Raw genomic sequence first — 20,134 nt, 5'->3', positions numbered from 1 at the left:
AAAAGCGGCCGAAAGCCGCTTTTTTTATTCTATTATTGATTCAATTAGTCATCGCTTCTTCTTCCGAGCAATAAACTTGCGTAATATAACAAGTTGGCCAATGCACCCAAAGCGGCTACTACGTAGGTCATGGCAGCCCACCAAAGAGCATCTTTGGCCATAGCGTGCTCATTGCGGTTTACAATGCCGCGTTGCTCTACCCAAGCCAATGCCCGGCGGCTGGCGTCAAATTCTACCGGTAATGTGATCAGCGCAAAGAGTGTTACGCCTAAGTTGGCGGCTACCAGAATGGTCAGTAAGGTAGTACTCACAATACCTTGGTTATAGAAAATAAAACCACCGATAAACAACATCCCCATATTGAAAATATTAAGGATATTGCTGCACACCTGTACTGCCGGTACCAAAGCCGAGCGCATTTTCAGCGGAGCGTATGCCACTTTGTGCTGCACCGCATGACCGCACTCGTGCGCGGCTACGGCTGCTGCCGAAACACTGCGTCCTTGATACACATCGGCACTCAGGTTGACGGTTTTATCGGCAGGATTATAGTGGTCGGTAAGCATTCCTTCCACTTGCGTGACCCGAACATCATAAATACCGTTATCGCGCAACATACGGTCGGCAATCTCGGCACCGCTCATGCCGTTCATGAGTCCAACGTGTGAATACTCCGTGAATTTACTCTTCAAACGCCATTGGACAAACATCCCAATGACCATAAACACGATACCAATAACAATTAAACCTCCCATTTTTGTGTCTTAGATTTTACAGATTTTAGGTGGATCAATGGATCTTCGTTTCGATCAATGCAACGTGAAATCGTCAAAATCTACTTAAAATCAGGGTTAATAGCTGTTTTTTATCTTTTCAATCAAGAGAGTTGTGGAATAACCTTTCACCAACGGAACTGTTAACACTTCTCCCCCTCTTTCTACGACAAAATCCGCGCCAACGATGTTTTGGGGTGTATAATCATCACCTTTGACCAAAATATCAGGACAAATTGTCTGAATCAGCTCCAAAGGCGTAGGTTCACCGAACAAAATGACAGCATCTACAAATGCCAAAGCCGCCATCAGGCGCGCCCGGGCGTACTCATTGACCACGGGGCGAAGCGGTCCTTTCAACTTGCTGACCGATGCGTCGGTGTTTAGCCCCAATACCATCTTATCGCCCAGGTTACGGGCCTTTTCCAGGTAATCGATATGGCCTAAATGAACAATATCAAAGCACCCGTTGGTGAAAACAATTTTTTTACCTTCTGCTTGCCATGCGCGTGCAGCCTCTGCGCCGGCTTCCCATGACATAATTTTGTTGGCAGTCTCAGACATTTTTGCTTGGAATAGAATGTGTTAATGTAGTTTGATCTTCGGCTTTGGGGCTTTTGACTAACGTGATAATGAACGAAATACCGCCTAACAACAACATCAGAATCATTTGTGTGCCGTGGATGTAGGTAGCCAATGCCAAACCATCTTCTTTGGACAAACCGTACAATACCAGTGCGCTGCTTACCAGAATATGATAGGGGCCGATTCCGCCCTGAACGGGTGCCGACATTCCCAAACCGCCCATGATCAGGATGGTTAATCCCGCCAATAAAGTAAGGTGAGAGGATTCGGGTAATACAAAAAAGCACACGTAAGAACTGAGAAAGTACATGACCCAGATCAGAACGGTATGAAAAACAAACGCCCAAGGGTTTCGAAGTTTGCGAACGCTTAAAAGTCCTTCGATCAAACCTAATACAAACCCTTCGATCTTAGCAAAAACAGTATTCTGACGCAGGCGTTCTGCATTTTTTCGGTAAAACCACCAAGCCGCTGCCGCAATGCCTATCCCTATTACTGCAACGCTTACCAGAAGGACTAGTCGGCCGGAACCATCTCCGGCGCCCATGCCCAACTTTTCGCCGAATAGACTCATGAAAAAGTCACTCAGGCGATTAAATTCCAACACAAATGCCAGACCGATGAGCAATAAAAGCGTTACTACATCAAACACACGCTCGGCCACAACGGTACCAAAACTCACATTGACCGGCACGCGTTCCAGTCGGTTAAGTGTGCCGCAACGCGTCACTTCTCCCGCACGGGGAATAAGCTGATTGGCAAAATATCCCGTAAATACTGCTACTGTGGAGTCAAATGCAGAGGGTTTAAAGCCGAGTGGTTCGAGCAGCATATTCCAACGGGAAGCCCGACTCCAAGCCGCAATAATGGTAAAAAGCGTGACGAGGATGAGCCACCAATGGTTGGCATTTTCGAATTTTGCCCACATGGCAGCCAAGTCCATGTCTTTAAAAATGTACCACATCAAGCCACCCGCAATGGCCAGCGAAAGACAGTATTTCAGGATATTTTTCATTCTTTTCGGTAAAAATCTATCACCCGCAATTTAGCGGACGAGCTTATTGTTGTCGTCGGGAAAAACGATTTTGGGTTTAAATGTTTTGGCTTCTTCTTCGGTCATCACGCCGTACGAAATAATGATGACCACATCACCTACCTGTGCTTTACGGGCGGCGGCACCGTTGAGGCAAATGATACCCGTACCGCGCTCACCCGTAATGACATACGTGATAAGGCGTTCGCCGTTGTTGTTGTTTACGATGTGTACCTGTTCATTTTCGAGGATACCGGCGGCATCCATAAGGTCTTCGTCAATAGTGATGCTGCCAACGTAATTTAGTTCTGCCTGAGTGACCTTGACGCGATGAATTTTGGATTTAAATAGGGTAAGTAGCATTGAGAGAAAAAGTTATCAATTAGTGGAAAACGTTATTTATGGGGAACGGCACTTGAAAAACTTTTAATTGGGATGCAAAGTTCACGCTAAAAAACCAGATTATCAATGAGTCTTACTTTTCCGAGATAGGCAGCAATGCAAAGAGCGGTTTGGTCTTCGGGGGCCTGCGAATCAATGGGTTGAAGCGTATACGCATTGACGATCTCAAAATATTCCAACCGAAAAGCAGGTTCTTTGCCAAAATGCAGATTGATTTCCTGTTTCACTTCTGACGGCGGTGTACCCGAAAGCAGCAGTGATTTGGCCAATGTTAACCCTTTGAAAATATGCGATGCAAGGGGGCGCTCTTCTGCCGTTAAATTACGATTCCGCGACGACATCGCCAGGCCGTCGGCTTCGCGGAGGGTGGGGCAGGGATGGAGTTCGATCTGAAAACCCAAGTCGATCATCATACGTCTTACGACGGCTACCTGTTGCAAATCTTTTTGCCCAAAATAGGTGCGGTCGGGTTGAACAATGTTGAATAATTTGGAAACTACAATGCCGACACCATTAAAATGCCCGGGCCGAAATTGTCCCTCCATGACGCGTTCCAGTTCACCAAAATCAAATTTCAGGATAGGTTTAGCATATGCGACCGACGGGTTTGAACCGTCAGAAGATAGGCTCGATCTGTCCGACGTTTGAGCAGGTCCATACATTTCTTCGGCAGACGGTGCAAAGACCACGTCACAACCCGCAGGTGCAAGCATGGCACAGTCGGCGTCGAGCGTGCGCGGATAACGGGAAAGGTCGTCCGGGTTATTAAACTGAATGGGATTGACAAAAATACTGCAAACGGTGAGGTCATTTTGCGCTTTAGAGGCTTCGATGAGCGACAAATGCCCTTCGTGCAACGCGCCCATGGTAGGCACAAAACCGATCGTTTTACCTTCTTGGCGTTGTGAACGCAGGTAAGAACGAAGCTCGGCAATAGAATGAAAAATCTGCATTACGCTTTCGGAATTTTGGGCAAAGCTACATAATTTAGGTTGAAAGCGCCTTCAGGACTGCCGTTGCTTTCTTCGCATCTTGGATTGGCAAAAAGATGTGGTCGTGATAAGAGGCGGCTTAAGTACGGGTTGCATTGTTTTTAATAAAAGAGAAAGATCAGTTTCCCCCGTGTGTTTTTTGTATGCCTGAAGTCAACCGATGGCAAATTAATAGCCTTAAACTCTTTTTATTTATCCCAAAAAGCAAATGCAATCCGAAAGATTACTGCGTCTGAAGGTATATTTATGAGGTTGAACACCTTTTGAAAGGAGAAAAAATGCTTAATTTTATCGCATCATCCTGATTGGCAATTAAATGTAACGGGCAATTCAAGCTCATTAACACTCAACCCTAACTGTAAACATTCGATGGAAGTTCAAAGAGTAGGCGATATCTCACATAAGGAGTTTATGGAGGAATTTTATAAACCCGGCATTCCGGTTGTTTTTAAAAACGCTACCAAAGTATGGAAAGCCAATGGCGTTTTTACGCCGGATTGGTTCAGAGAAAATTATGGTGACCGCACTACTGACTTTAAAGGCAAAACCTACACCATGAGAGAGGTGATGGACAGAGTGGAAAACAGCTCGGAAACCAACCCGGCTCCTTATCCGTTTTTGTTCAGCATACCCGAAATTCTGCCTGAGTTATTTTCTATGCTGCAACCGCTCAATCTAAATTACGCAAGCCCCAACTGGTTGGAAAGTAAATGGTTTCAACGGGGGTATTGGGGGAGTGCTACGGAGATATTCGTAGGAGGCCCGGGGGGTAAATTCCCTTATTTACACCTCGACTATTATCATTTAAATGCCTGGATAAATCAGCTTTATGGAGAGAAGCGGTTTACCGTTTTTCCCCGTGGACAAGAGCATCTTTTATACCCAAAAGCAGACGATCCGTGGCGGTCTGAATTGAATATCTTTAAACCGGATTATGAAAAATACCCATTGTATAAAGAAGCTACGCCCATTCATTTTACGGTAGGTGCGGGTGAAACACTTTTTATCCCGGCCGGTACATGGCATACAGCCTATTCTCTTTCGCCTACCATTTCGGTTGCGTTTGATCAGTTGAACAGCAAAAATTTCAATGATTTTTTAAAGGATGTCTGGACCTTCAAAAAAAGAGATAATAACTTGATAAAAGCCTCAGCCATTTATACATATGCGTGGTTGGCAGGGCAAGCGTGCAGAATGAGCGAATAAACAGGAATACACATCTTCGATAATAAATAATTTAGAATACCCTATGCAGATTCAAAAGGTGGGCGATATTTCGCACAAAGAGTTTATGCGTGAATTTCATGACCCGGGAATTCCTGTTGTTTTTAAGAACGCTTCCAAAGCATGGAAGGCCAACGGACTTTTTACACCTGATTATTTCAGAGAGAAATTCGGTGATCGAAAGACCGGTGTTAATGGTAAAGATTTCACCATGACAGAGTTGCTTGATCTTATTGAAAACAGTACGCCGGAAACTCCCGCTCCCTACCCCTGTATTTACAATGTTGCCCATCAATTGCCTGAAATAGAAGAGCTTATTAGCCCGTTGGGGATGAATTATGCCGTTCCTAACTGGTTTGAAAGCAGTATCTTTCCTAAAAAACTCATTGGCAGTGAGACAGAGTTGTTTCTTGGCGGACCGGGTGGAAAATACCAAACCCTGCACATTGATTTTTACCATACCAATGCGTGGGTGACGCAGTTGTATGGAGATAAGAATTTTATCATTTTTCCGCGCGGACAGGACAAGTACCTTTATCCAAACGCCAAGAATAAGTGGATATCGGATGTAAACTGGCATTCCCCTGACTACGAAAAACACCCCGAATTTAAACACGCTACTCCCGTGATAGTGACCGTGAAACAGGGTGAAACCATCTTTATTCCCGAAGGATTATGGCATACGGCGGAGGCGCTTTCAACCAGTATCTCGATTATTTTCGATCAAATAAATGCCAAGAACTTCGATAGCTGGAGAAATGATGTTTGGGAAGAGAAAAAGGAAGGCAACAAAATGAAAGCGCTTGCCATTTTTATGTATGTATCAATGGCTAAAAAATACTGCCAGGCACGTGATCTGTTTAGGGTAAAAAAATAAGAAAATGTCGACCGGATCGGTTTCGACACGATCAAAATAGGCTTGGTCTATTTCTTATGAATAAACCAAGCCCAAAAGATCAGCACAAATTGTATTGGTAAACGTATCAATGCAACCCTGTGGCTGCCAATGGCCGGATCGTCTTTGAATACGTCAATGATGTGTAATGGCAAGAATAACAGCATCATGATGAGTATCCCAAGGGTTGCCTGCGAACGGTACTTGGGAATAAATACGCCGACTCCAACGATAATTTCAGCTATTCCTGCCAAATAATTGATAGCGTCGTTAGGCAAAAAAGCAGGAATAAAAGGCGCATACATCTCCGGTTTCAGAAAGTGATTTATTCCGGCAAAAACCATGAAAGCGCCGAACAGATACGTTAAGATGAGTTTTGTGATCTTCATTTTTCTGAGTTCAAAGGGTTTTAGGAGAAAATAAAATGCGGTGGATCGTAAGCAACCCACCGCACATAACCGGCACTTTATTTTTATAAACTCTTCAAAAAGCCGCTTTCTACTTTCCAGCTTTTTTTATCGGAACGAAGTTCAAAATTGCCTCGGTCGCCCAATCTCAAAACGACCGGTTTGCCTTTGGCATCAACGAGCATAGCACCTTGGGCGTCTACTTCATCAATGCCATAGAAAACTGACAGATCTCCAAAGTCTTCTACACTGCTGCGATAGCTGAACGCCGTGGCATCTGCATTATTCACTTCATTGCGATTGATCGCAATATCAACGGTATAGGTCTGTCCGTTGAGTTCTGTTTTGGCATTACGTATGATAAGGTCGTAATGGTTACGGCCGTTTTGCGGAATTTTCTCGTAATCATTGCGATTTTCGCGGGCGTATGTCCCATCTGCAATGGCTTCTAAAGCGGTCAAAATAGCAATGAAATTCATTTTGCGCAAATACTGTTTTTCGGGGTCATTCTTATAGCCGCCCGATTCGATCAACACGAGGCTTGTACCCCATTTAGCAATGTTATCGCCAAAGGCACGCGGCTCAAATTCATCGGAATAACGTGCTACCTGATTCGGGACAAACTTTTGTAATTCGCGATTCATGCCCACGATCAACTGCATGGCACGTTCGCGGATGGAATTAATGGTACGTTCTTCGTTGTAAGCCGTTGCCAAAAATGAAATAGCTGCCACTTCTTTCGACTCACCTACGCTGTAACGCGGACTTTGGTCGTGAAGATTAAAACCGACGGCGGGTTTGAGGGTCTGCTGAAGGCTTTTGAGCAATTTTGACTCAGGGCATTGCAGGCGCAACGCATCGCGGTTCATATCAATTTCCTGCGCTGTACGTCGCTGCCAACGTTCAACACCGTCCGGATTGAGCATAGGAATAAAGTAGAGCGTACTTTTTTCCTGCAATTTTTTGCGCAGATCATCAAAACCGTCGCCGCTTGCACTCAGAAAGTTGAAAATGTCCAACATCGCCATCGTTGCCGTGGCCTCGTCGCCGTGCATTTGTGACCATAGCAACACGGGAGGCGCGCCTTTGCCGTATTTTACCTGAAAGATCGACCGACCTTCAAACGATTTCCCGGCTTCCGTAACGGTGAAATGGGCGTTGGATTTGGCCTTGTCGATAAGAGGAAGCAAATGACGGTGCTTAAAAGCGCGCCGCTCGACAACACTTTTCTCTTTGAACGTATCGTGCGCATCGAAGAGGCGTTGCGCTAAGTTGTTTTGGGCAAGAATGGTTTCAGACATACAAAAAAGAAAAACCACCGCGAAAAGGTGTTTCATATGATTAGGTTGGTTAAGGGTATCAAGAAGTTACGCAAATTACCAACGAACTTGTCCATCACCCACAACTACCCATTTTTCCGTTACCAACTTTTCTAGGGCAAACGGTCCCCGGGCGTGCAGTTTTTGGGTAGAGATGCCAATTTCCGCACCAAGTCCAAACACACCTCCGTCGGTAAAGCGTGTGGAGGCATTGGCATATACGGCGGCCGCATCTACTTCATTCAGGAAGCGATCAATGGCTTCCTGATTTTCGGAAACAATGGCTTCGGAATGACGGGATGAATAATGTTGGATATGTGATAAGGCTTCGCCAAGGCCGTCAACAATTTTTACAGCCATTTTGTAATCCAAAAACTCCCGTCCAAAATCCTGCGGTTGAGCGTGTTGGAGCATTGGATACCTGATTTCTTCAAAAATAGGATAGGATTCATCATCGGCAAAAACTTCCACGTTCCATTTGATGAAATCATCTTTGAGCATCGGCAAAAAGTCAGCGGCAATGGCTTTGTCTACGATCACACAATCCATTGAATTACAGACCGAAGGACGCGAGACTCGGGCGTTGACCACAATATCGCGGGCTTTTTCGAGATCGGCCGTGGTTTCTACATAACCATGGCAAACACCCGCGCCCGTTTCGATGGTTGGAATGAGCGAATTTTTACGCACAAACTGAATCAAAGACTCTGATCCGCGCGGGATGATTATGTCCACGTAGCGTGTTGCCGTAAGCAGCTCGGTTACAAATTGGCGGTCGGTTGGGAGCAATAGTACGGCATTGGTATCTACGCCGCTTTCCTTCAATGCCTGGTGAATAAGCCCCACTAAACAGCGATTTGAAAAATCGGCTTCCTTGCCGCCTTTGAGTACGCACGCATTGCCCGAACGCAGGCAAAGCGCCGCCACATCGACGGTAACATTGGGCCTTGATTCAAAAATGGCACCGACTACGCCGAGCGGAACGGCTATTTTCTTTAATTTTAATCCCTGTTCAATTTCCCGCTCCAATACAACCTGTCCCGATGGGTCGGGCAGTTGTGCTACGTCGCGCAGGCTGTCGGCCAAACCCTGAATGCGTTTTTCGTTCAAAAATAAGCGGTCTTTTTTGGGATCTCCGTCAGGCATGCGGTCCATATCTTTTTGGTTTTCAGCCATGATATGGTCTTGGTTTTCAAGAAGCAGATCGGCCAGGCGATTGAGCAATGTCGTTTTTTGCTCACTGCTCAGTCGGCGAACCTGAGCCGCCGCCTGTTGCGTTGCCTGGAGTTGGGGAAGAATCGTAGTGGTCATTTTCTTATTCGTAAAATCTATAATCACATTCCGTTTTTATAGATGTACAAAATTGGGTAAAAAAGCCGCAAAACCCAAACTTGCCAAGTCTTCAAGAGGTGGTAAGTTTTATCTACGAAATATTTCGTACAAAAAATTTGGTATTACGAAACTCTTCGTATATGTTTGCTACGAAATTATTCGTAGATGAAATAGATGCCTTCCGGCATGACAACAGGTAATAATAACAATCCATGAAACCAACCGATTCTGAACTCGAAATTTTGCAGGTGCTTTGGCAGCAAGGGCCCTGCACGGTACGGCAGGTGAATGAGCGCCTCGCCGAAAACAAAGATGTGGGGTACACCACTACGCTCAAGATCATGCAAATTATGCACGAAAAAGGCCTTTTGACGCGTTTGGAAGAAGCACGTTCACACGTGTATGAAGCCAATGTCAGCGAAGAAGAAACGCAGTCAACCTTGTTGGAACGTTTCGTTGATACGGCGTTTCGCGGCTCTGCAAGTAAGCTCGTCATGCACGCCTTAGGCAATCACAAAGCCACTCCCGCCGAACTCGATGAAATTCGTAAACTCTTAGACCAAATCGAAAAACAGCCATGAAACTTTTCTCATTATCCTCAGAACCAATCATTAAAGCCTTTGGGTGGATGCTTTTGCACGCCGTTTGGCAAGGCTTTGTCGTCGCGCTGGTGGCGGCGGGAGTTTTATTTTTATTGCGCCGTCGGGCAAGTTATGGGCGTTATTGGGCAGGCATCAGTGCATTGTTGCTTCAGGTGGGAGCTTCTATCGCAACCTTTGCGCTGTATTATCAACCTCGCGTTTTGCAGGCGGCTTTGCCCCATGTCTCACACTTTACTCAGCCTTTGATCACAAAGGGCTCGCAGGTCATGATCACCTTGCCTTGGTACAAACAAACATTGTGGTTTTTACAAAGCCATTTAGAAACCATTGTATTGTTTTGGGTCATTGGCGCTTCGGTGTTATTGTTGCGTTTGGCGGGTAGTTGGGTGTATGTGCAACAACTGAAAGCCGAAGGAATTCGATTGACAGAATCAAGAATTCAGGAAATGTTTCGCCGGATCGCCGCTACGCTCAACATCAAGGCGACCGTGCATCTGTTTGAGTCGGTGCGGGTTAGTACGCCTGTGGTGATCGGTTTTATCAGACCGGTGGTTTTGTTGCCGGTAGGATTGGCTACAGGGTTGAGTACGAAGCAGATAGAAGCAATATTAGCGCATGAATTGGCCCACGTAAAGCGTTACGATTATTTGATAAATCTGCTGCAATCGTTGATCGAAGTGGTGTATTTTTTCCATCCTGCGTTGTGGTGGGTGTCATCACGGGTTCGAATTGAGCGCGAACATTGCTGCGACGACATAGCCATTCAGGTTTGCGGCGACAAGTTGGCCTTTGCCAGAGCTTTGGCCGAAGTCGAGACCTTTCGCCAGTCGCCGGCGTTGGCCATGGCATTTGCTTCCAAAAAAGGAGTAATGCTGCAACGCGTTCGTCGGGTGTTGGGCGTGACCGAAAAACCACAGCGCAGGATGAGCCCGAATGCGTTGGTCTTGCTCGTATTGTTGGTATTTGGGGTATCGGTCTATGCGTTTCAACCAAAGCAGGATAAGCCGCGCCAGCAAAAAGCCAGAAACATCAGCCATACGTCAAAAGACACAAAAATTGTGTTGGACGACAATGGAAAACTTACGAAAGTTGTCTGGAACAAACGCCAATTGTCACGGAAGGAAGTGATTGAATTGCAGGTGCTGAAAGAGAAATTGGATGAAGGAGAAATAACGCTCAGCAATATCAAAAATGTGGAGCAAAAAGCAATTTTGCTTCGTCTTACAGAAGTAGAGACAGGACTTCATGATGGAATGACGGCGTTGGCCAACGGGCTTTCACACATTGATTTTGAAAATCTTGTTATTTCCGATGACAAACTGAATGCTATCTCTGAACAGGCATTAGCCGATGCTCAACCCATTGTAGATGCGCTCGCAGCGGCGTTTCCGGATACGATTGACGAACGCAAAATACAATACCACCACCGTAAGATGGACAGTCTGAATCGGCTGATGGAACCACAGCACCAAAAGATGGAGGTCATTCGCCTGGAAATGGAGCAACACGAGTTTAAGATCAATGAGTTGGAACGCAAAATGGAAGTATTGGAGTGGAAAAAGGAGAAAGCTTCCGAAGAGCGTGGTGAAGTATTGGAAAAGCGGAGCCGGATCATGTACCGAGATGGACAGAAAATAAAGAAGTCGGAAGCTGAAATTGAAAAGGACCTTGAGCAGCTTGAAGGCCAGATCAAACAACGAGAAGAACAAATGCAACTGCTTAATAAGCAAATCGGTGAACTGCGCCAACAAATGAAAACGGTTCGCCAACCGCTGGCGGACCTGGAAGTGCAAATAGAAAAGTTGGAACAGGTCAACGAAGAGTTATCGCAAAGGATAGAAGTAGAAACAGAAGCTATGGAGCATCTGATGCCACCTCCCCCCATTGAATATGCACCGCGACTCCGTCTCCAAACCCCCAAAGCTGCGCGGGCGCCGGTAAGAGTGAGAGAAGTTGCACCTGCTCGTACTCCCCGTCCCGTAAAACTATCGATCTCGCCGGTTGCTCCTGTGCCGGCCAAGAAAAAATAGAATTTATTCGTAGTTGAAAACAGTTTTCGGTTTTGCCTGCTTTTAAGCAACAAAGCTGAAAACTGTTTTTCTTTTTGTCGGTTTACTTACAAGAAAGGCATATTACCCGGTGACCGATAGATAAAAGGCAGATAAAAAAGGAAGGCGATTTTTGCGACGGTAGCTGAAATGCACTTATTTTGTTGCTTCATATCAACCGCTCCATGCCATTATTTGGTGATTGTGGCCATTATTTTATACCGGTGAAGAACAAATCAACGCTTTTCAATTTCAAAGACCTCATCATTTACTTCTTGATTGCGGGTACGGGTGCAACGGTACAGTTTATAGCAGGGAGTTTTTTTCGTAACTATGTAAATTTTTATACCTCGGTATCATTGGGGTATATTGTTTCATTTGTGGTGGGTTTTGTGCTAACCAAATTGTTCGCTTTTGATGCCCGTAATACCAACCAAACACGCCGGGAAATGGTGAAATTTGGCATTGTAGCGGCTATCTCTTTCGGAATCACCGTGGGTGTGGCAGCATTAACGCTGGCTATTTTACATTCCTCCGATCCCAACGATTTTATTTATCAACTGCCTTTCTCATTTATTCCTGAAAAATACCGAGAGATCAACGTAACAGAAGCTTCTTCTACATTGGCGGGTATGGGTTTAAGTTTTGTCAGCAATTATATATTACACAAAACCTTTACTTTCAAAAGCACCGGTTTCTACGACCGCGCCAAGGCGATTGTGCATTTGGGCAAAGATTAGTTACTTGCTTCTTTTTGAACCATATAAGTCATATAAGACTGATAAACAAAAACTTATATGACTTATATGGTTTCATTTATTTCACTTGTTCCTGCGTAAGAATTGCTATCCAGGTTTTTATTCCTTCTACATAATTCCCCAATCGCAGGTTTTCGTTGGCAGCGTGTTGGTTATTGTCCATGTTGACCATCGGTACGTGAATAGCGGGTAAATTCAATTCCCGTAAAAACGGCACGATCGGCACGGAGCCACCGGTCATACGAATTTTGATGGGTTCTTTGCCAAAAGTTCGCATCATGGCGGCTGTTAGCCAACGGTCCGGGTAAATGCCAAAATCGGTACGAAAAGGAAGCATTCTGGCTTCTCGCTCAAGCAGCGTTACTATTTTGGGATATTTGAGGCGTTCCTCATCGGTCGGTTTTCGATTCAGGACTAAGTATCCTTTGACTTCAATGTGTTTTTTTATCAACGCAACAAGTCGGTCGGGGTCTGTTTCAGGAACAAGGCGCAGGTCAATTTCAGCGATGGCTTCATCCGGAACAATGGTATTGGCTTTTTCGCCAATATTGCCACAAACCAATCCCCGAACGTTGAGCGATGGATACTGCAAAGCTTCCTGATAGTTGGCACCCACTTTATCAGGTTCGGCAAAAACCAGTTTTTGTTTGATGGTTTCGGGATTATCAGGCACTGCCGCCAGAATTTTACGGGCGTTGTCGTCGATTTTAATACCGTCATAATATCCCGGAATGGTTACGCGCCCGTCTTCATCTTTCATGGAAGCCAATAATTGCGCCATCCGAAGCGCAGGATTGGGGGCGTAGTTGCCGTAATGCCCGCTGTGTTGTGGCGTTTTAGGTCCGTATGTACTCAGCGTAATGGTTGCAATGCCACGGCATCCATATGTAAGCGTTGGTTCATTGGAAAGGTGTCGTCCGCCGTCCATCACCATCAAAAAATCAGCCGCCAGTTTGTCTTTGTATTTCTTCACGGTTTCGGCCAAGTGCGGCGCGCCGATCTCTTCTTCACTGTCCAGAATCACTTTAATATGGTAAGGCGATTTGATGTTTTCTTTTTGCATCATGTCCAACGCCGCCAACAGCATCAAAATAGGGCCTTTGTCGTCGGAAACGGCGCGCGCAAAAATGCGCCATTCGGGGTCGTAACCTGTTTGCAGATTACTCCATTCAATGGCTTCCCATTGCCCATTGGCAGCGCGTTTTTTCAAGACGGGTTTATAAGGAGATTCCTGTTGCCATTTTTCGGGTTCAACGGGTTGCCCGTCAAAGTGCATATAAAACAAGAGCGTTTTCAGTGGGCCTGTTGTTGGCGCTGCCGATTTCTTTTCGGCAAAAAAAACGGGATGCCCGCCCGTTGGCAACGCTTCGGTGGTGAAGCCCTGCTTCTCAAAGGTTTTTTTCAACCAATCCAAATTGGGCTGAACCTGCTCTTTGATGTGCGCATTGCTTGGCAAAACCATAAAATCGTACAAATCACCGTAGTAATTTTTAACGTGCTTTTGAACAGTGGCTTCTAAATCAGGCTTCGGTTGGGCATGAGTGCTTAAAGCCGTCAAGGTGATAAGAAATAAATAAAAGGCTTTTTTCATAAATTTAGGTTGGTTACATGCTGGCTTTCGGAAGAGACTTTCCAAGACTGGGCGTCCCCGACTGGGCGTCCCCGTTTCAAAACTTGGAAAGTCTAATGGCCTAATGAGTAATTCCTTCACCAAATACCCATTTGCCAAACCATTGCAGATTTTCTTCCATTACCTGCCGCATTTGCTTGGGCTTGGTGATTCCGTGCCCGAAGCCTTTGTATACGACCATTTTAACGGGTACATTATTGTCTTCCAACGCCAACCGTAATTCATAGGCATTGGCAATAGGCACGCGTCTGTCAAGTTCGCCGTGTTGAATCAAGGTAGGAGTTTTGGCAGTTTTGATGTACGAAATGGGCGAGGTCTTTCTATAAATATCGGGGTCATTCCACGGTGTTCCTTTAAGGTATTGACGTGTAAAAGGCGTAATATCGGTGTTTTGGTAATAGGTGGCCCAGTTGGAAATACCCGCCCCTACCGATGTAGCTTTGAAACGGTCGCTGAAGGTGGTAATGAACGCCGAAATATAACCGCCCTGACTCCAACCCATTGCACCTACTTTGTTTTTATCGACTATGTCATTGGCGATCAAGAAATCGACACCGGAGATCACATCGTCATAATCGCCAACGCCCAGATTTCGTACGTTCAATGCCCTGAACGCTTTGCCGTAACCTGCCGATCCACGGTAATTGGGACGTAAAATAAGTGCGCCTTTGGCCGCAAAAAGCTCAATGGGATAGTAGCGATCTGCCGTAACAGAAGGCATATCAATGCCTGTCGGGCCGCCGTGAATGACAACCAACAACGGGTATTTTTTGGAAGGATCATAATTGGCAGGTTTGATCAATACTCCTTCGATGGTTGCTCCGTCGCGCGATTTCCAACTGATCACTTCACGGCTTGCCGTTTTGTAGGGCTTTAACTGGTCGCCCATTTGCGTCAGGATTTTGGGCGTAAATGCAGGGTAGGGGGTAATGGCAATTTCTCCCATTTGATTGGGTGACGCCAGAACAAAGGCAATTTGTTTGAAATCTTTCGTGAACGAAAATTGATTGGCGATCAAGTTGTCAGTTTTCGTAATTCTGGTAAATTTCTTTGTAGTTGGTGACAGTAAAAATAAATGCGACGAAGTTTTTTGCAACCCACTGAACCAAATTCCTTCCGGTGACCAGTACAGTAAATTGGCATTTTCGTCAAAATTTTGACTTAAGACGGTTGGTGTTCCTCCGTCAGCCGAGACACTTGCAATGAGGCGGTTGGAGTAAAAAAAGAATTCATCTTCGTTAGCAGTTCCAAAAGCGATCTGCTTGCCATCGGGCGACCAAACAGGATTGCTGTCCGGACCTTTTAGCGAAACGATCTTACGGGTTGTTGTATCAGCCAAGGTAAGTACATAGATATCAGACGTATGTCCATTGATCAGATCGGGATTTTTGGTGGCATCAAACGCGATCTTTTTTCCATCAGGTGAAAAGGAAAAGCTGCCTACTGAAAAATCAGTTCCTTTTGTCAACGCTTTAGGCGTGGGTAATTTAGAGGCCGTGTCCGAAACGGGGAATGTGTACAGATGGGTCATTTTATAATCTTCCTGAACCACTTCGTAATCGCTGTATTTTTCGACCCGTTCCTTAAACGCCTTTGTGTCGGGTGCGGTGGCGGCAAAAACAATGGATTTCCCATCGGGCGAAAAATCAAAATTGGAAACGCCCGTTTCAAACTTGGTCAATGCTTTGGCTTCACCGCCTTGTGGGCTGATCACGTAGATTTGACTTTTGTCGTCGCGGGTAGAAAGAAAGGCCAGCGTCTTACTGTCGGGTGCCCATACGGGGCTGTTGTTTGATTTTTTGGAGTTGGTCAATTGGTATTTCTCACCGGTAGCGGTGTTGGCCAACCAAATTTCGGTTTCGTAGGAATTTTCATCCCAATTGGTTTCGGTCACAGTATACGCAACCCAACGACCATCCGGTGAAATTTTTGGATTGCCCACACTTTTCATCGAAATGGATTGCTGAATAGTGGGCGTTTGCGCGAAAGCTGCCACACAAAAAAAGGCAGACAGTAGAAAAAGGTATAGTTTCATTGGATGAAGGTTAGTTACCCCTAAAAATAAAGAATTTAAGGAGGTGAACAATACAACCTTCTACGTCAATGTTCAATTTTTTCTAAATGTGTGTTACTTTGAAAAAATTCATTTTTACTTCGTTAGCGTATTCACGATCTGCCGCATGGCTTCGGAAGGAATTACAAAATTGAAATTTCCCCAAACAACTTCGTCGTATTTGGGAATAACTTGAGGTGAGAAGTTTTCAGTATCAATTAAAACGTCCGTTTCGGGAATACGCATTCCGTTGCTTTTCTGAATTTCGGTTGCCACAAATTGCAGTTTTATGCTTCCAAGTGTTTGGACTTTATTTTGTTCAAACTGCGTATCCAACAGCATTCGATAGTCCTGTAAGTACCATTTTCCCATAAAAGGCTTGTAATTGATGCAGGTATATACACGTTTGGCATCCCGTTTAGTCTTCCCAAATACCTTGTCGGAAGCACCCGTTTTAAGCACATCTTTGACGCCCTCGGCGGTAAAATCATACTCAATTCGGATAATGGCAGAGTCGGCGGCACAAATGCTGATGATGCCGGTACGGGCGGCTTTGATTCCGGCATTGACGGGACGAAAAAACACCCGATACACCTGTTTGTCTAAATAATACGCAATGGTATCATCCAACTGATACGCATAGTCATAAAGATTTTTGCCGTCCAAATATTCCGGAATGCCTACGTCGATTGAATGTGTCACAATGGTGGCACCGTTGGGAAAGGAATACCCTTCCATTACTTTCGAGCGACTATCGCTCAGAAAATGACGACCTCTTAACGCTTTTACTTTTTCAGGAACGAGAATTTTGGGGCGGGGATCTTTTTCAGTTTGCAGTACCGCTTCCCGAATGTCTACGTATTCACCGTTTTGTTGGAGCGATTCACGGTAAAAGCCGTTGAGTACATAGGGCATTTGCGGATTATTTTTTTTGATCTTGCCCAACGCGTCCGAAATCAGATTACGTGCTTCAAAGGTCTTGATGAATGAACTGTCTACGATGCGCGGCACGGCGGGCTCCAACTCAATAACCACATCTTTTTGATTCAGTTGAAAGGCGGACGCTTTTTGCTGAAAAGGTTTATAACCGATCACTGCTACCACCACGGCCGAATCAGCGGCAATGCGTGGGAAACGGTAAAAAAATTGCCCGTCTTCGTTGGTCAATGTGCCGGTACTCTTGCTCATCATGCCCACATAGGCGTGGGCAATGGGCGTTTGGGTTGATTTATCAATAACCTTTCCCGAAAGCAACAGGTAGCCTTGAGAATGACCGGACGTTGAGATTAACGAAAGAAAAAACGTAACAGCAAGAAGCGTATAACAGGAAAGGCGCATCGGTTGAGCAAATTTTATTGAAGAAGGAATGAACAATAATCACGCCAATTCAGCCAAGTTATAGCATCTCCGGCAACGCGCTTCGTAGGAATCCGTTTCGCCCAAAAGAATTTTATCTTGAGAAGTCACTTTTCGGTATGAATATTGTGCTACTTCTCCACAGACAACACACACTGCGTGGACTTTCGTAACATACTCGGCAATAGACAGTATGAAGGGCATCGGACCGAAAGGTTTTCCCGCAAAATCCATGTCTAAGCCCGCCACAATAACGCGTTTACCGCTATTGGCAAGCTTGTTGCATACGTCTACCAGATTGCTGTCTAAAAATTGCGCTTCGTCGATACCCACTACGTCGCAATCACCTGCAAAGAGCAAAATCTCTTCGGAGGTATTAACGGGGGTTGAACGAATCGAATTTTCGTTATGAGAAACAATGTCCACGTCGTGGTAACGTTTATCAATGGCAGGTTTAAAGATTTCCACTTTTTGTCGTGCGATCTTTGCCCGATTGAGACGTCGAATAAGTTCTTCGGTTTTTCCGGAGAACATAGAGCCACAGACAACCTCCACCCACCCAATGCGAGGCTGTAAATGTTTAGTATTGTGATTGGGTTCGATGAACATTACGATAAATAATAGCCGTTACAGATGACCCGTTATTTGTTTAATTTTACCAAAATTTTAGAATAATGGCTAACAGCCAATCGGCTTTGAAAAAGTACTTTTACAAAACAAACGATTTTTAGGATGCTTCACAAGTTTAATGTTTCGGCCCTTAATGACTATAGTCAGCAATTCGCCCAAAAAGTTTGCGACGATTTTTTTGCGCACAATTCCACCGCGTCAGGTCAGCATATCCTGAACCTAACGACTATTCCACAGGTGAATTTGTTTGTTATCAGTAGTTTATATGATAAGTGGAAAGCGGATGCGGAAGCGTTTAAAAGCCCGTTTTTCGATTTTGAAAGCAGTGAGGTAAAAGAAGCGCTCAAGCAATTCATGAATGTGGTCTCGCGCAAGATTTCGGTAAAAAGAGAACAACTTGAACCCGTTTTGGTGGAAGCAACCAAAGATACGTTGGTGCTGTTGATCGATCCAAACAGTTATTTTAACGAAATTTTCCGCAATCAACCTAATTTTACCGTTACGGCAGATACCGTTCAACAACTGCGTAAATACATTCGGTTTAATAAATTTGTGCCGCAGTCCATCGCAGAGGCTATGTCTGACCGTGCTTTTGTGTACGTGAACCAAGCCATTGAGTGGTCAGAACAGGCTATTACGCAACGCGCCGCTGAAGCAGATTCCATCGAACAATGGGCAACGGTGTTTTCGGAGAAAGTACCCTTGGATGCGTCATCACTTTTGAAAAAAACAAATCGTCCTGAACCGATCATTACATCTGCGGAGCCTGAAGCTAACCAGTCGTTTTTTGATACATTGGTGGTAGAACCGGTAGCTGCTCCGGTCAAACTTCCCGAGCCGGAACCGGAGCCGTCACGCCCTGCTGAAGTATATGTAGCACCGATACCTGTTTATACGCCTCCTGTCACTTCGCCTGTTATGCCGCCAACCCTTCATGAAACCGTAGGTGGTAATGGAAATGCTGCAAAGGAATCATTGAATGAGCGTTTTCGGACTGAACAGGCTTCTATTTCGAGTAATTACCAGAAACAACCTATTGCGAGTATTTCGCAAAATATTCCGCTGCACCAGAAGTTTATGTTTATTCATCAACTTTTCGGCGGCAGCAACAGTGCTTATGAAAGTGCCATCACAGAATTGGAACAGGCACCTGATTTTCAAACGGCACGTGGCCTGATCACGTACAAATTTGCCTCTCAGCATTTATGGGACATGACCGGCGATACCGTTGGTGAATTGTTGGAAATTGTAAAACGTCGTTTTGGGCAATAACAGCTCTTTCTTCATTTGTAGTTGGGAGTTTCTGCGTTTCTAAGTTTCTTTGTATTGAAATCGAAACGCAGAAACTCTTTTTTATAACCCCACCCAATGATCGCTTGCCACAACCTTACGTTTTCGTACTCTCCCCAAAAGCGTTTTTCATTTCCTGACATCGTTTGTAATGATCGTGAAGCGCTCCTGATCTTGGGTCAATCGGGCAAAGGAAAAACGACATTGTTGCATTTGATGGCGTTGTTATTGCGTCCCGAAGGCGGTCAGGTACTCATCAATGATCAGGATATTACGCCGCTTTCCGTAGCCGAAGCAGCAGCAGTACGGGCAAGTCAGATCGGTATTATTTATCAGCGTCCGCATTTTGTGAGTTCGCTGAATGTGCTTGATAATGTACTTCTTTCGAGTTATTTAGCCCAAAAGCCACAAGACAAAACGCGGGCAAAACAGTTGGCCGAGCAATTGGGATTTGCCGATCATCTTTCCAAAAAAACAAATCAATTGAGTCAGGGAGAGCAGCAACGCGTCAGCATTGCGCGGGCATTGATGAATAACCCCGCCGTGATTTTAGCCGACGAACCTACGTCAAGCCTTGATGATATTAATTGCGATAAAGTAATTGAACTTCTGAAGAATCAATCCGAGCAGATCGGTGCCAGCCTTGTAGTAGTAACCCACGATCAACGCCTCAAAGACGCATTTGCAAAGCAGGTGAAGTTGTAGAATAACCCCTTTCCCTAAGTGGGGAAAGGGAGTCTTGTTCCCCTCCCTCACAGGGTCGGTCACGGTCCGCTGCCGAGGGGCTATGGGGTATAAATTAACA

At 45.3% G+C, this 20,134-nt stretch carries 19 protein-coding genes; 7 read left to right on the top strand and 12 right to left on the bottom strand.

The features are described from left to right. Positions 1-44: 44 nt before the first annotated feature. From ACQY73_RS15035 to panC, 5 genes are all read right to left on the bottom strand, one after another. The gene (locus tag ACQY73_RS15035) at positions 45-755 is read right to left on the bottom strand and encodes a zinc metallopeptidase (RefSeq protein ID WP_428667476.1); all 711 of its coding nucleotides are present in this window, start codon (positions 753-755) and stop codon (positions 45-47) included. A 96-nt stretch (positions 756-851) separates the two neighbouring features. Continuing rightward, a complete protein-coding gene (gene rfaE2 / locus ACQY73_RS15030) occupies positions 852-1,337 on the bottom strand; it encodes a D-glycero-beta-D-manno-heptose 1-phosphate adenylyltransferase (RefSeq protein ID WP_428667474.1) in 486 nt (161 codons plus the stop codon). Further along, on the bottom strand, positions 1,330-2,373 hold the full coding sequence (locus ACQY73_RS15025) for a lysylphosphatidylglycerol synthase transmembrane domain-containing protein (RefSeq protein ID WP_428667472.1): 1,044 nt from the start codon (positions 2,371-2,373) through the stop codon (positions 1,330-1,332). Before ACQY73_RS15025 ends, rfaE2 begins: the two co-directional genes overlap by 8 nt. Positions 2,374-2,403: 30 nt before the next feature. Beyond that, entirely contained in the window at positions 2,404-2,754 is a 351-nt protein-coding gene (panD, locus tag ACQY73_RS15020) for an aspartate 1-decarboxylase (protein WP_428667470.1), read from the bottom strand. An 86-nt stretch (positions 2,755-2,840) separates the two neighbouring features. Next, positions 2,841-3,746, bottom strand: coding sequence for a pantoate--beta-alanine ligase (gene panC / locus ACQY73_RS15015; protein ID WP_428667468.1), 906 nt, complete (start codon positions 3,744-3,746; stop codon positions 2,841-2,843). Positions 3,747-4,154: 408 nt separating this feature from the next. On the opposite strand from panC, the gene ACQY73_RS15010 reads away from it, so the two are divergent. Both ACQY73_RS15010 and ACQY73_RS15005 read left to right on the top strand, forming a co-directional pair. Beyond that, positions 4,155-4,991 carry a cupin-like domain-containing protein gene (locus tag ACQY73_RS15010; protein ID WP_428667466.1) on the top strand — a complete coding sequence of 279 codons (837 nt, stop codon included), beginning with the start codon at positions 4,155-4,157 and terminating at the stop codon, positions 4,989-4,991. A gap of 43 nt (positions 4,992-5,034) precedes the next feature. Then, entirely contained in the window at positions 5,035-5,886 is an 852-nt protein-coding gene (locus ACQY73_RS15005; RefSeq protein WP_428667464.1) for a cupin-like domain-containing protein, read from the top strand. 47 nt (positions 5,887-5,933) lie between these two features. On the opposite strand, the gene ACQY73_RS15000 is transcribed toward ACQY73_RS15005, so the two are convergent. The 3 genes from ACQY73_RS15000 to ACQY73_RS14990 all read right to left on the bottom strand — a co-directional run bounded on the left by ACQY73_RS15000 (position 5,934) and on the right by ACQY73_RS14990 (position 8,941). Beyond that, the gene (locus ACQY73_RS15000) at positions 5,934-6,293 is read right to left on the bottom strand and encodes a DoxX family protein (protein ID WP_428667462.1); all 360 of its coding nucleotides are present in this window, start codon (positions 6,291-6,293) and stop codon (positions 5,934-5,936) included. An 83-nt stretch (positions 6,294-6,376) separates the two neighbouring features. After that, positions 6,377-7,648 carry a M14 family zinc carboxypeptidase gene (locus ACQY73_RS14995; protein WP_428667460.1) on the bottom strand — a complete coding sequence of 424 codons (1,272 nt, stop codon included), beginning with the start codon at positions 7,646-7,648 and terminating at the stop codon, positions 6,377-6,379. 39 nt (positions 7,649-7,687) lie between these two features. Further along, positions 7,688-8,941 carry a glutamate-5-semialdehyde dehydrogenase gene (locus tag ACQY73_RS14990; RefSeq protein WP_428667458.1) on the bottom strand — a complete coding sequence of 418 codons (1,254 nt, stop codon included), beginning with the start codon at positions 8,939-8,941 and terminating at the stop codon, positions 7,688-7,690. 233 nt (positions 8,942-9,174) lie between these two features. On the opposite strand from ACQY73_RS14990, the gene ACQY73_RS14985 reads away from it, so the two are divergent. The 3 genes from ACQY73_RS14985 (at position 9,175) to ACQY73_RS14975 (ending at position 12,352) form a co-directional block, all read left to right on the top strand. Then, positions 9,175-9,543, top strand: coding sequence for a BlaI/MecI/CopY family transcriptional regulator (locus tag ACQY73_RS14985; protein WP_428667456.1), 369 nt, complete (start codon positions 9,175-9,177; stop codon positions 9,541-9,543). After that, complete coding sequence (locus ACQY73_RS14980) at positions 9,540-11,594, top strand: M56 family metallopeptidase (RefSeq protein ID WP_428667454.1); 2,055 nt, start codon at positions 9,540-9,542, stop codon at positions 11,592-11,594. The genes ACQY73_RS14985 and ACQY73_RS14980 overlap by 4 nt, the downstream gene beginning before the upstream one ends. A 242-nt stretch (positions 11,595-11,836) precedes the next feature. Further along, on the top strand, positions 11,837-12,352 hold the full coding sequence (locus ACQY73_RS14975) for a GtrA family protein (protein WP_428667452.1): 516 nt from the start codon (positions 11,837-11,839) through the stop codon (positions 12,350-12,352). A gap of 76 nt (positions 12,353-12,428) precedes the next feature. Here the strand turns inward: ACQY73_RS14975 and ACQY73_RS14970 are convergent, their stop codons facing one another. From ACQY73_RS14970 to ACQY73_RS14955, 4 genes are all read right to left on the bottom strand, one after another. Then, the gene (locus tag ACQY73_RS14970; protein ID WP_428667450.1) at positions 12,429-13,961 is read right to left on the bottom strand and encodes a M20/M25/M40 family metallo-hydrolase; all 1,533 of its coding nucleotides are present in this window, start codon (positions 13,959-13,961) and stop codon (positions 12,429-12,431) included. A gap of 100 nt (positions 13,962-14,061) precedes the next feature. Continuing rightward, positions 14,062-16,035 carry a S9 family peptidase gene (locus tag ACQY73_RS14965; RefSeq protein WP_428667448.1) on the bottom strand — a complete coding sequence of 658 codons (1,974 nt, stop codon included), beginning with the start codon at positions 16,033-16,035 and terminating at the stop codon, positions 14,062-14,064. A 114-nt stretch (positions 16,036-16,149) separates the two neighbouring features. Further along, positions 16,150-17,391 (bottom strand): carboxypeptidase-like regulatory domain-containing protein, encoded by a 1,242-nt coding sequence (locus ACQY73_RS14960; RefSeq protein ID WP_428667446.1) that lies wholly within the window; start codon positions 17,389-17,391, stop codon positions 16,150-16,152. A gap of 39 nt (positions 17,392-17,430) precedes the next feature. Continuing rightward, positions 17,431-18,018: a thymidine kinase gene (locus ACQY73_RS14955; protein ID WP_428667444.1), complete on the bottom strand. Its 588-nt coding sequence runs from the start codon at positions 18,016-18,018 to the stop codon at positions 17,431-17,433. Between the two features lie 123 nt (positions 18,019-18,141). On the opposite strand from ACQY73_RS14955, the gene ACQY73_RS14950 reads away from it, so the two are divergent. Together ACQY73_RS14950 and ACQY73_RS14945 are read left to right on the top strand one after the other, a co-directional pair. Beyond that, positions 18,142-19,311, top strand: coding sequence for a hypothetical protein (locus tag ACQY73_RS14950; protein WP_428667442.1), 1,170 nt, complete (start codon positions 18,142-18,144; stop codon positions 19,309-19,311). A 96-nt stretch (positions 19,312-19,407) separates the two neighbouring features. Beyond that, a complete protein-coding gene (locus ACQY73_RS14945) occupies positions 19,408-20,034 on the top strand; it encodes an ABC transporter ATP-binding protein (RefSeq protein ID WP_428667440.1) in 627 nt (208 codons plus the stop codon). The last annotated feature ends 100 nt before the right edge of the window (positions 20,035-20,134 follow it).

It is taken from the genome of Runella sp., from assembly GCF_965279615.1.
GTDB lineage: Bacteria > Bacteroidota > Bacteroidia > Cytophagales > Spirosomataceae > Runella.
The sequence above is the reverse complement of the archived record's forward strand: the minus strand, read 5'-3'. Positions and strand labels throughout refer to the sequence as shown.